The sequence below is a fragment of the Pseudomonas sp. C5pp genome (assembly GCF_000814065.1).
Classification (GTDB): domain Bacteria; phylum Pseudomonadota; class Gammaproteobacteria; order Pseudomonadales; family Pseudomonadaceae; genus Aquipseudomonas; species Aquipseudomonas asiatica.
The window spans coordinates 21,723-33,296 of sequence record NZ_JWLN01000006.1 but is presented as its reverse complement, the minus strand read 5'-3'; the positions used below and the strand labels follow the sequence as shown (position 1 = coordinate 33,296).

The window sequence follows — 11,574 nt, the reverse complement described above, 5'->3', positions numbered from 1 at the left end:
ATGAGCTATCACCTGATCATCGGCGACAAGCTGTATTCCTCCTGGTCGCTGCGTGGCGCCTTGGCCCTCGAGCTGGCTGGCGTGCCTTACGAAGAAACACTGATCAAGCTGAACCAGCCTGACACCCGTCAGCGCATCCTCGCCTTCTCGGCTACCGGCAAGGTACCGCTGCTCAAGACAGAGCACGGTGTGATCGCCGACTCGCTGGCCATTGCCGAATACCTCAACGAACGCCACCCCGACGCGCAGCTGTGGCCTGCCGACGTGGCGGCCCGGGCCCAGGCCCGTTCGGCCTGCGCGCAGATGCACGGCGGCTTCTTCGCCCTGCGCGGCGCGATGCCGTTCGACCTGTCCCGCGACCAGGCGCTGGACGGTGTGCCGCTGGAGGTTCAAATCGATATCGACCGTATCGTTGCACTGTGGTCGGAATGTCGCCTTGCGGCCAAGGACAGCGGCCCGTTCCTGTTCGGCAGGCCGAGCCTGGCTGATGCCTTCTTCGCCCCGGTGGCGGTGCGCCTGCGCACCTACCGTGTGGAAGTGCCTGCAGAGGCAGCGGCTTATATCGAAACCATTTATCAGTGGCCAGCCTTCCAGGCCTGGCAAAAGGCTGGCCTGGCGGAGCGTGAAGGGTGAAACGGATTCATGTTGTAGCTGCTGTCATCCGCGGTACTGACGGCCGTATTCTGATCGCACGGCGCGCCGATACCCAGCACCAGGGTGGTCTGTGGGAATTCCCGGGCGGCAAGGTAGAAGAGGGTGAGGGCGTCGAGGCGGCGCTGGCCCGCGAGCTGCGCGAGGAGCTGGGTATCGAGGTGAGCGGTTCGCGCGCGCTGATCAAGGTCAGCCACGATTACCCGGACAAGCAGGTGCTGCTGGATGTGCGCGAAGTCGAGGCATTCACCGGCGAGCCGCATGGCGCCGAAGGGCAGCCGCTGGAATGGGTTGCTCCACGCGATTTGCCCCAATACGAATTCCCCGAGGCCAACAAGCCGATCGTTGCAGCCGCGCGCCTGCCGGATCAGTACCTGATCACCCCCGATGGCCTGGAAGTGCCGCAGATGCTCAAGGGCATCCAGAAGGCAGTGGCCAGTGGCATTCGCCTGATCCAGTTGCGTGCCCCGGACATGTACGATCCCAAGTATCGCGATGTGGCGGTGGATGCGGTCGGCCTGTGCGCGGGCAAGGCGCAGCTGATGCTCAAGGGGCCGCTGGAGTGGCTGGGTGACTTCCCAGCCGCGGGTTGGCACCTGACGGCTGCACAACTGCGCAAATATGCCGCCAACGGCCGGCCGTTCCCCAAGGAGCGCTGGCTGGCGGCGTCCTGCCACAGTGCCGAAGAGCTGGCGTTGGCGGAGCAGATGGGCGTGGACTTCGTCACTTTGTCGCCGGTGCAGGCAACCCGGACACACCCGGAGGCGGTGCCGCTGGGGTGGGACGAGGCACAGCGGTTGATTGCCGGGTTCAACAAGCCGGTCTACCTGTTGGGTGGGGTAGGGCCGGGTGAGCGCGAGCAGGCCTGGGAAGCAGGGGCACAGGGTGTGGCCGGGATCCGGGCGTTCTGGCCTGAGATCTGAGTCGCCTGAAATTGGGGCCGCTTTGCGGCCCATTCGCGGGCTTGCCCACAGGATGAAACCTGTGCCGTACCTGTGGGAGCGGGCAAGCCCGCGAAGGGCTGCGCAGCAGCGCCTGCGATCTCAAGCCTCCGGTTTTGGGGCTGGCTGCCACAAAACCTCAGCCACCCCCTGCCGCCGCCCAATGATCCGCGCGGCCACGAACAGCAGATCCGAAAGCCGGTTGATATACGCCAACCCAACCCCCGCCAACGGCTCCAGCGCATTCAGCTGCTGGCACCGCCGCTCCGCACTGCGCGCCAGGCTCCGGCACACATGCGCCTGTGCCACCAGCGCCGAGCCACTGGGCAAGATGAAGTTTTTCAACGGCCCCAGCTCTTCATTCCACACATCGATCGCTGCCTCAAGCCGCTCCACCTCCGCCAGGTTCAACGCCTGATAACTGGGCATCGCCAGCTCACCGCCCAGGTCGAACAGGCGGTGCTGACACGGCGCCAACACCGCGCTCACTTCATCCAGCCCTTGTTCGGCCAGCCCCGCCAGCAGCAAACCCAGCTGGCTGTTCAGGCTGTCCACCTCGCCAATCGCCTCGATTCGCGGGTGGTCCTTGGGCACTCGGCGCCCGTCGCCCAGGCCGGTTTCGCCTTTGTCGCCGGTGCGGGTGTAGATCTTCGACAGGCGGTAGCCCATGTCATTTCTCCATTTTGGCCGGCGCCACCGTTGTCGGCTGGCCGAGGGGCAGGCGCAGGGTGAAGCAGGTGCCCTGGCCGGGCGTGGACTGCACTTCCATCTGCCCCTTGTGGTTGTTGGTGATGATGAAGTACGAGACCGACAGCCCCAGCCCGGTACCCTGGCCGATTTCCTTGGTGGTGAAGAACGGCTCGAAGGTGCGTTTGCGCACCCCTTCGGGCATGCCGACGCCGTTGTCCTCGACCTGGATTTCCGCCCATGGCGGGCTCAAGCGGGTGCGCAGGGTGATGCGCCCGGGCTCGCTCGGCTGTGGCCGCTGGTGGATGGCCTGGGCCGCGTTTTTCAGCAGGTTGAGCAGCACCTGCTCCAATTCGTTGGCGGTGCACGGCACCGGCCCCAGGTCGGGGTCGAACTGACGCACGATGGCCTGGCCCTTGAAATCGAAGCCTATGGCCAGGTCGAAGTCGTTGCTGGCAATTTCAACCGCCTGATCGATCAGCGCCGGCAGGTCGCACGGCGCCAGCTGACGGTTGCTGCGGCGGCTGAAGCTGAGCATGTGGGTGACGATCTTCGCTGCCCGGGCACCGGCCTGCTGGATGCCGTCGAGCAATTGTGGCACTTCGCGGCTCTCCAGGTAGCGGTTGACCGTGGGCAGGTCGATGCCCAGTTCCTCTGCCTGTTCCTGATTGCGCGGCAGTTCTGGTGACAGGCGCCGGCGGATGTTCTGCACGTTATGCAGGATCGCGCCCAGCGGGTTGTTGATCTCGTGGGCCATGCCGGCGGCCAGGCCGCCGACCGAAAGCATCTTTTCCGATTGCACCATCATTTCTTCCAGCGACAGGCGCTGGGTGATGTCGTCGATACGGATGACAACGCCACGGCCGCCGCCACCGGTCAGCGGGTAGAAGGTCAGGGCGTAGTGGCGCAGGTCGTCACCCTTGGGCCAGGTGACCCGCTCGATCTTTGCCACCCGGTGCTTTTCCACTGTTTCCTTCAGTTGCGGCAGGAACGGCTTGAGCGGTTCGAAGGCAATGAAGATCGGCTGATTCAGCGCCTCGTCCAGAGGCGTGCCGGAAAGTACCGTGGCTTCGTGGTTCCACTGGGTCACGTAGAGCTGTTCATCCAGGGCGATCAGCGCCGAGGGCATCGAGTCGATGATGCTGTTGAGGTAGTTCTGGAAGCCGGTGAGTTTTTTCTCGATCTTGCTGCGCACCTGGACTTCCAGTTCCAGCTTGCGGTTGGTGTGGCGGGTTTCCTCGGCCAGGCCCTGGGCCTGGTCGTAGGCCTCCTGAAACTCGTCGCGGGTGCGCTTGAGTTGCTGTTCGCGGGCTTCGATGCGCGAGAGCATGGTGTTGAACGCTTCGGCCAGGCTGCCGATTTCGTCGTCGTTACCGCGCTGCGCGCGCAAGGCATAGCTCTCTTCGCGGGTGACCTGGCGGCTGAGCTCTTCGAGCTGGTTGATCGGCTGGGTGATCAGGCGTTTTATCTGTCGGGCGATGACGATCCACAGCAGGATGCTGAACACCAGGATGCCCAGGCTGGCGCTGAGGGTGCCGGTATAGAAAGCCGTGGGCAGTTCACTGCTGGCCACCAGCAGCAGGTGTGCGGGCGGGTTGGCGTCACGTGGCATGCGGATCAGCTGGGTGTTGCGAAACTCCATCAGGCGCCAGCCGTCGATGTTGCGAAAACGCTTGGGCAGTGCCAGCGGCTCGCCATGCTGCAGCTGCGCCAACATGCGGCCATCGCCACCGTAGACGGCAGCGGCGCGCAGCGGCGTGTAGCTGTCCAGCTCTTTCAGCAGGGCGCTGGCGGTGTCCGGTGTATCGCCGGCGCGCTCCGCCAGTTGCGGGTTGGCCACCAGCCGGCCGATGGTGTGCAGCGCCTGTGGCGCCATGCTTTCCTGGGTGATCCAGTAGGCGGCGCTGATGAAGGTGAGGTTGGCCACCAACAGGATGGTCACCAGCAACACCAGCAGGGCTGCCAGCAGCTTCTGCCCGACCGGGAGGTTTTCCAGGCGTTGGCGCAAGGTCATGGGCTAGGCAATATCCGTATCCGGTTGAAAGGGCTGCGTCAGTCGCAGGGCAAACCACGCACACGCAGGTTATCGACCAGGTGCTGCAGCAGGCGTTCCAGCTCTGGCAGCTGCAGGCCATGACGGCCGGCGGCGCGGCAGGCATGGCCAAGCAGGTAGTGCACCTCGGTGCGGCGGCCTGCGCGTACATCCTGGTACATGGAAGAGTAGTTGGCCGCAGTGGCGAGGATCACCCGCTGCACTTCTTCGTTCAGCCCGTCTGCCGCTTCTGGCTGGCCACAGCGGCGCAGCAGTTGGGCCAGCTCGGCGCACAGCGCATCCACTTCGCCCAGGTGCCCCAGCAGCCCGCCGTTCTGGCAGTCGTGCAGCACGGTCAGCGGGTTGATGGCGCAATTGAGTGCCAGCTTGCGCCACAGACGGGTAAGGATATCCACCGTCCACTCGGCAGGGATGCCAGCCTGATGCAGGTCATCGAACCAGGCCGGGATCGTCGGGTTGCGTGGGTCACCCAGCCAGTTGAAGCCGTGGCCGGCAAAGCGTACCTGCCAATCCCCCTCGCGGAATGCGCCTTCGGTACTGGAGGCGAAGATGCAGCGTGCATGGGGCACCAGGTCGGCGACCTCGTCCTGGCTGCCCAGGCCGTTCTGCAGCAGAACCACCTCGGCGTCTTCGGCCAGGCGAGGTGCCACGCCGGCGATGGCCGGGGCGGCGTCGTAGGCCTTGCAGGCCACCAGCAGGCGATGGATCGGGCCGTGTGCCTGCGCGGTTTCGGCGGGGATGGCGTAGTGGCGGGACTGGTCCTGTTCGACCAGGGTCAGGCCGCCGGCCTGCTGGTAGGCCTGCAGCCGCTGCCCGTCACGCAGGATCAGGCGCACTGCCTTGCCCGCGCGCGCCAGGCGGCAAGCCCACAGGCTGCCCAGGCTACCGGCGCCGAGAATATGCCAGGTGCTGCTCATATGCGTTTCGCAACCCGTTATAATGAGCCCGCATTTTAACCGTCAAACCCAGCGCGCTCCATCTTCAGCCTGAGCGCGCTTTTATTTTGGGAGAACAACCATGCCTTCGTTCGACGTGGTATCGGAACTGGACAAGCACGAAGTGCAGAACGCGGTCGACAACGCCATCAAGGACCTGGACCGTCGCTACGACCTCAAGGGCAAGGGCACCTTCGAGTTCAAGGACAAAGAGCAGACCGTGATGCTCACCGCCGAGGAAGAGTTCCAGCTCGAAGCGATGCTGGAAATCCTGCGCCTGGCGCTGGTCAAGCGCAAGATCGACGTGAAGTGCCTGGAAACCAAGGACCCGTACGCCTCGGGCAAGGAAAAGAAACAGGAAGCCAAGTTCCGCGAAGGTATCGACAAGGATCTGGCGAAGAAGATCGTCGCCACCATCAAGGATGCCAAGCTGAAAGTGCAGGCCGCCATCCAGGGCGAGCAGGTACGCGTTACCGGCAAAAAGCGCGACGACCTGCAGGAAGCCATTGCGCTGCTGCGTACCAAGGAATTCGACATGCCATTGCAGTTCAATAACTTCCGCGACTGATGTGGGCATCGCCCGGAACCCCGATGGCCAAATGATGTCCATGGGGGCCGGGGCTGCGCCATCGCGCGTGGCCAGTTCTACCGTGTACTTGCCGCTCGGCATCAGGAGATGAATATGGATTTGAACGCTGAAGTCGATCAGCTGGTCCGCCAATCCCAGACCTGGATCCCCTTGATCATGGAATATGGCAGCCGTGTGCTGCTGGCGCTGCTGACCCTGGCGGTCGGCTGGTGGATCATCAACAAGGTCAGCGCCCGCCTGGGCAAGCTGGTTGGCCTGCGCAACGCCGACCTGGCGCTGCAGGGCTTCATCAGCACCTTGTCGAATATCGTGCTGAAGGTGCTGCTGTTCGTCAGCGTGGCGTCGATGATCGGTATCGAGACCACCTCGTTCGTTGCCGCCATCGGTGCCGCGGGCCTGGCCATCGGCCTGGCCTTGCAGGGCAGCCTGGCGAACTTCGCCGGCGGTGTGCTGATCCTGATGTTTCGCCCGTTCCGCATCGGTGACTGGATCGAGGCGCAAGGCGTGGCCGGCACCGTCGACAGCATCCAGATCTTCCACACCGTGCTGCGCACTGGTGACAACAAGACGGTGATCATGCCCAATGGCAGCCTGTCCAACGGCATCATCACCAACACCAACCGCCAGCCGACGCGCAAGGTGGTGTTCGATGTGGGTGTGGACTACGAGGCCGACCTGCAGAAGGCCCGCAACGTGCTGCTGGAGCTGGCGCAGGACCCGCGCGTGCTGCCCGACCCGGCGCCACAGGCGGTGGTCGCGACCCTGGGCGACAGCTCGATCACAGTGTCCTTGCGCTTGTGGACCAAGACTGCCGATTACTGGGATGTGATGTTCATGCTCAACGAGCATGCGCGTGACCGGTTGAAGGCCGAAGGGATCGACATTCCGTTCCCGCAGCGGGTGATTCGCGTGGTGCAGGAGACTGCAGCGCAGTAATACCGCGTTGTCATTGATTGGGGCCGCTTCGCGCCCCATCGCGACACAAGGCCGCTCCTACAGGGAATCGCGTAACCCTTGTAGGAGCGGCCTTGTGTCGCGATGGGGCGCGAAGCGGCCTCGGCTTTTTACACTTGTTCACAGCAATACCCCGCCATTTCTGGCATATAGCCTGACCCCACCTGCCACACCCGATACGCCATCATGAAACCACTGCTGTACATCACCCCCCTGCGCGCCTTGCTGTTCGGTCTGACCCTGGCCCTGTTCGAGCTGCTCACCTACCTGGCCAGCGACGCCGTCATGCCGGCCATGCCGGTGGTGGTCGGAGACCTGAATGCCAGCCCCGAATACATTCCCCACGCCCTCAACCTGTACCTGCTGGGGGCGTGGTGCTGCAATGGCTGATCGGCCCGCTGGCCGACCGCTATGGCCGGCGCCCGTTGCTGCTGATCGGCTGCGCGTTCTTCGGCCTGGTCTGCCTGGCCACCTTCTGGGTCCACGACATCGGCCTGTTCAACTTGCTGCGCCTGCTGCAGGGTATTGGCCTGGGCTTTGTGGTCACGGTCAGCTACCCGGCCCTGAACGAAGCCTTCAGCGAAGCCGACGCCGTGCGCATGATGGCCCTGCTGGCCAACATCGCCTTGCTCTCGCCACTGCTCGGGCCGCTGGTGGGCACCTTGCTGCTGCAGTGGCTGGACTGGCGTTGGCTGTTCGTGGCCTTCGCCATTGGTGCGGTTGTGGCCTGGCTGCTGCTGTACCGGCTGATGCCGGAGACCTTGGGCGTGGAGCGCCGTGACGGCTCGCGCCTGGCATTCACGCCGATCCACCTGCTGCCACTGCTGGCCGGCTACGGCCAATTGCTGGGCAACCGCCGCTTTGTCGCTGGCAGCGCGGCCCTGGGCCTGGTCGGTCTGCCGCTGATTGGCTGGATCGGCCTGTCGCCGGTGCTGCTGATCCACGACGAGGGGCTGAGCACCATGGAGTACGCCTTGTGGCAGTTGCCGGTGTTTGGCGGGCTGATCCTGGGCAACCTGATCATCAACCGCATTGCCGATCGCTATCCGTTGGCGGCGCTGGTGCGTGGTGCATTGTGGCCATACCTGGCCGGCCTGTGCCTGATGGGACTGGCGACATGGTACTGGCCGAGTGTGACCAGCGTGGTGGCGGGCATGTCGCTGTACGCGCTGGGGTTGGGCGTGGCCAACGCGGTGCTGTATCGCATGACGCTGTTCGCCAGCGAGCAGAGCAAGGGCCTGGTCTCGGCCATGCTGGGGATGATCACCATTGCCTTGCTGGGGTTGGGTGGGGCGCTGCTGGCGATGATTGGGGCCGGGGCCAGCTTGCTGCACTTTGCCCTGGCGGCGGGTGTGGCGGGGGCCTTGGCGCTGTGGCCGCTGTGGTTTGTGGTGGGTGGAAGGCCTGGTGAGGGGGCTGTTGCTCAGTAAACTTATTGCCTGTACCGGCCTCTTCGCAGCACAAGGCTGCTCCTACAGAGCTGTGGTGTATCTGTAGGAGCAGCCTTGTGCTGCGAAGAGGCCGCTACAGGCAATACAAACCTGTCAGGGCCGCTCGGCCGCCGAACCTTCCTCTGCAACCGGTTTGCCCGGCCCGGCCTCCTGGCGCCACTGCAGGGCAATCAGGATCAGGGTCGGCACGCCAAGGAGGGCAGTGATCAGGAAGAAGTCGTGGTAACCGAACTTCTCCACCATGACCCCCGAATAACCCCCGATCAGCCTTGGCAACAGCAGCATGATCGAGCTGAGCAACGCGTACTGGGTAGCCGAGAACTTCAGGTTGGTCAGGCTCGACAGGTAGGCAACGAAGGCCGAGGTGGCCAGGCCGGAGCTGAAGTTGTCCAGCGAGATGGTCACCACCAGCATTTGCAAGTTCGGGCCCATGTCGGCCAGCATCAGGAACAGGATGTTGGTGCCCGCGGAGGCCGCACCGCCGATGAACAGGATCGGCATGATGCCGAAGCGCACGATCAGCAGGCCGCCAACACCGGCGCCGACCAGGGTCATGATCAGGCCGAAGATCTTGCTGACGCTGGCGATCTGGTCCTTGGTGAAGCCCATGTCGATGTAGAACACGTTGGCCATCACGCCCATTACCGTGTCCGACATGCGATAGGTGGCGATCAGGCCGAGCAACAGCAGGGCCTGCCAGCGGTAGCGGGCGATGAAGTCGTTGACCGGGGTCAGCACCGGCGCGAGGCCGCGACGGCCCAGGCTCGACAGGCACGCCCAGGTCAGCAGCACATAGAGGATCAGGCGCAGGAAGGCGCGGTCTTCCAGCAGCAGGTCCAGTGGCGTTGCATCACCGGAGATGACGCTGGACCAGCCGGTATTGAACATCTGGGTGAAGCTGGCCGGTACCGATACCAGCAGGATTATCAGCACGAACACCGAGGCCAGCTGGTGCACCAGCCCATAGCGCGCTGCCGACAGCTGGGTACGCATGGGTACGGGCGGTTCGCGCATGATCAGGGTGGTGAACACGGCGGGCAGCATCATCACCGCGAACATGACGTAGGTGCCGGCCCAAGCCTTGTGCAGGTAGCTGAAACCGGTGGAGCCGAACCACTCTGCGAAGAACAGGGCACCAGCCGTGGCCAGCAGGGCCGCCACGCGGTAGCCGGCCATGTAGCTGGCGGCGAGTGCAGCCTGGCGCTGGTCGTCGGCGATTTCCAGGCGGTAGGCATCGACCGCGATGTCCTGGGTGGCCGAAGCGAAGGCCACCAGCACCGCCAGGGCGATCAGCCAAGACAGATGCTGCTGCGGGTCGCACAGGCTCATGCCAACCAGCCCGATCACCACCAGCGCTTGCGACAGCAGCAACCACGAACGCCGGCGCCCCAGGCTTCCGAGCAGCGGCAGGCGCCATTGGTCGAGCAGTGGCGACCACACCCACTTGAAGGCGTACGCCAGGCCGATCAGGCTGGCGTAACCAATGGTCTCGCGGGCCACGCCGGCTTCGCGCAACCACACCGAAAGGGTGGAGAACACCAGCATATAAGGCAGACCGGCAGCGAAGCCGAGCAGCAAAAGTACCAAGGTTGACGGGCTGGCATAGGCAGCAAGCGCAGCGCGCCAGGTTTTACGGGGCATGGGCCAACATCTGCCTCAAGTTTGCGAAAACAAAGCGCGCACTCTAACCGCTGTGCTCCATCGGGCGCCAGCCATGGCGCGTCATATCCACACGATTGTTGGTTACATTCACACCCTCCGCGCGCAGTCGCGCCCGTTGTTCATCCCCAGACGGGGTACCCAGTGCCAGGCTCAGGCGGCCGCCTGCGCCGAGCACCCGGTGCCAGGGCAGGCGAGTGTCCGCGGGCAGTTGCCCGAGGGTACGCCCGACCCAGCGTGCCGCCCGCCCAAGCCCTGCCAGTTCGGCCAGTTGGCCATAGCTGACCACCTTGCCGGCCGGAACTTGGCCAAGTACCGAATACAGCACCGTCCGTCGGCCCTCGGCGGAGTCGATGGCGTGCTCATATCCGTCAGACATCAGGCCCCCTCTGGGCTGCAGATGAAACCGGACCGGCGGTCTGGCAAATGAGAGTTGAACTCAACGGCATGCTCCCGGTCTTTTCTTGCTCTGGTCGTCGTTATCCGGATAATGCCCGGCTTTTTTCGCCAAATCGAACCTGTAGTCCGAAAATCATAGCCCGCTTATGTATTCTAGATCCTTGTTGTGCCTGCTTGCTGTTTCCCTCTGCGCCTCCCCGGTGTTCGCCGACACCGTATGGATGAAGAACGGTGACCGTCTCAGCGGCAAGATCAAAGTCTTCGACGGCGGCAAGCTGCTGCTGGAAACCCCCTATGGCGGTTCCATCGCCCTGGACTGGAAAGAGGTCCAGACTCTGGAGAGCGACCAGGAGATGCTGGTCAAGCAGGACGCTTACAGCGGTGAGCGCGCCAAGTCGCTGAAGGCCGCCGAGCCGGGCAAGGTGACCCTGGCCAATGGCGAGGCGCCGAAGACCGTGGAGCTGGCCAGCATTGAGCAGATCATGAAGCCCAAGCCCCTGGTCGAGGATTTCGTGTGGAAGGGCAACGTCGACGTGGCGCTGGACTACAAGCGCGCCGAGAACGACACCGACGACTACGACGTCGGCTTCAAGACCAGCGCGCGCCATGGCCGTTGGCGGCACAATGCCGAAGGCGAATACAACCGCGAGACCAAGGACGACGTCACCACCACAGACAACTGGAGTGCCGAGTATGCCCTGGACCGCTTCCTCACCGAGAAGTGGTTCTGGCAAGGGCGCATGGAGTACAAGCGCGATCGCATCGAAGACCTTGCTCGCCAGCGCACCGTGGGTACCGGCCCGGGTTACCAGTTCTGGGACAACGAACTGGGCGCGTTTTCGCTGGGGTCGCTGATCAACCGCACCGACTTCGAATACCAGGATGGCGCCAAGGACAACTTCTATTCTGCGGCGGTGAAGTGGGACTACACCCGCTACCTGATTGGCAAGAATGTGCAACTGTTCACCAACGGCGAGTTCGCCAAGCCGCTGGGTGGCGTGGCCGACTATGCGCTGGATGCCGAGGTTGGCCTGCGCTACAAGGTCACTGAATGGGCCTCGCTCAACCTCAAGGCGGAGAAGGACATCATCACCGGTACCCGTGAGAGTGACCTGGACAAGACCCGCTATACCGCAGGCTTCGGCGTTACCTGGTAAACCGCCGGGGGCGCGTTGCGCCCCTATCGCGACACAAGGCCGCTCCCACAAAGGCAAGATATACATCGGTCCATGTGGGAGCGGCCTTGTGTCGCGAT

General features: G+C 63.9%; 10 protein-coding genes and 1 pseudogene. 6 read left to right on the top strand and 5 right to left on the bottom strand.

The window, feature by feature from the left end:
* Both RR51_RS06530 and RR51_RS06525 read left to right on the top strand, forming a co-directional pair.
* Positions 1 to 633: a glutathione S-transferase family protein gene (locus tag RR51_RS06530; RefSeq protein ID WP_039612996.1), complete on the top strand. Its 633-nt coding sequence runs from the start codon at positions 1 to 3 to the stop codon at positions 631 to 633.
* Positions 630 to 1,574 carry a Nudix family hydrolase gene (locus RR51_RS06525; RefSeq protein WP_039612995.1) on the top strand — a complete coding sequence of 315 codons (945 nt, stop codon included), beginning with the start codon at positions 630 to 632 and terminating at the stop codon, positions 1,572 to 1,574. Before RR51_RS06530 ends, RR51_RS06525 begins: the two co-directional genes overlap by 4 nt.
* Positions 1,575 to 1,694: 120 nt before the next feature.
* Here the strand turns inward: RR51_RS06525 and RR51_RS06520 are convergent, their stop codons facing one another.
* From RR51_RS06520 to RR51_RS06510, 3 genes are read right to left on the bottom strand one after another with little or no spacing between them, the layout of a single operon-like run.
* Positions 1,695 to 2,261: a cob(I)yrinic acid a,c-diamide adenosyltransferase gene (locus RR51_RS06520; protein ID WP_039612994.1), complete on the bottom strand. Its 567-nt coding sequence runs from the start codon at positions 2,259 to 2,261 to the stop codon at positions 1,695 to 1,697.
* Between the two features lies 1 nt (position 2,262).
* Positions 2,263 to 4,293, bottom strand: a complete 2,031-nt coding sequence (locus RR51_RS06515) for a sensor histidine kinase (RefSeq protein ID WP_039612993.1) — start codon at positions 4,291 to 4,293, stop codon at positions 2,263 to 2,265.
* Positions 4,294 to 4,331: 38 nt separating this feature from the next.
* Positions 4,332 to 5,249 (bottom strand): putative 2-dehydropantoate 2-reductase, encoded by a 918-nt coding sequence (locus RR51_RS06510; RefSeq protein ID WP_003260762.1) that lies wholly within the window; start codon positions 5,247 to 5,249, stop codon positions 4,332 to 4,334.
* A 100-nt stretch (positions 5,250 to 5,349) separates the two neighbouring features.
* Between RR51_RS06510 and RR51_RS06505 the strand changes: the two genes are divergently transcribed.
* From RR51_RS06505 to RR51_RS06495, 3 genes and pseudogenes are all read left to right on the top strand, one after another.
* The gene (locus RR51_RS06505; protein WP_013974099.1) at positions 5,350 to 5,835 is read left to right on the top strand and encodes a YajQ family cyclic di-GMP-binding protein; all 486 of its coding nucleotides are present in this window, start codon (positions 5,350 to 5,352) and stop codon (positions 5,833 to 5,835) included.
* A 114-nt stretch (positions 5,836 to 5,949) separates the two neighbouring features.
* On the top strand, positions 5,950 to 6,792 hold the full coding sequence (locus RR51_RS06500) for a mechanosensitive ion channel family protein (RefSeq protein ID WP_015271698.1): 843 nt from the start codon (positions 5,950 to 5,952) through the stop codon (positions 6,790 to 6,792).
* A 204-nt stretch (positions 6,793 to 6,996) separates the two neighbouring features.
* A pseudogene (locus tag RR51_RS06495) lies at positions 6,997 to 8,240 on the top strand (MFS transporter).
* A 114-nt stretch (positions 8,241 to 8,354) separates the two neighbouring features.
* Here RR51_RS06495 and RR51_RS06490 read toward each other — a convergent pair.
* Together RR51_RS06490 and RR51_RS06485 are read right to left on the bottom strand one after the other, a co-directional pair.
* A complete protein-coding gene (locus tag RR51_RS06490) occupies positions 8,355 to 9,902 on the bottom strand; it encodes an AmpG family muropeptide MFS transporter (RefSeq protein WP_013974096.1) in 1,548 nt (515 codons plus the stop codon).
* 43 nt (positions 9,903 to 9,945) lie between these two features.
* Entirely contained in the window at positions 9,946 to 10,299 is a 354-nt protein-coding gene (locus tag RR51_RS06485) for an MGMT family protein (RefSeq protein ID WP_039612992.1), read from the bottom strand.
* A gap of 166 nt (positions 10,300 to 10,465) precedes the next feature.
* Between RR51_RS06485 and RR51_RS06480 the strand changes: the two genes are divergently transcribed.
* Entirely contained in the window at positions 10,466 to 11,476 is a 1,011-nt protein-coding gene (locus RR51_RS06480; RefSeq protein ID WP_023662443.1) for a DUF481 domain-containing protein, read from the top strand.
* Positions 11,477 to 11,574: the final 98 nt, after the last annotated feature.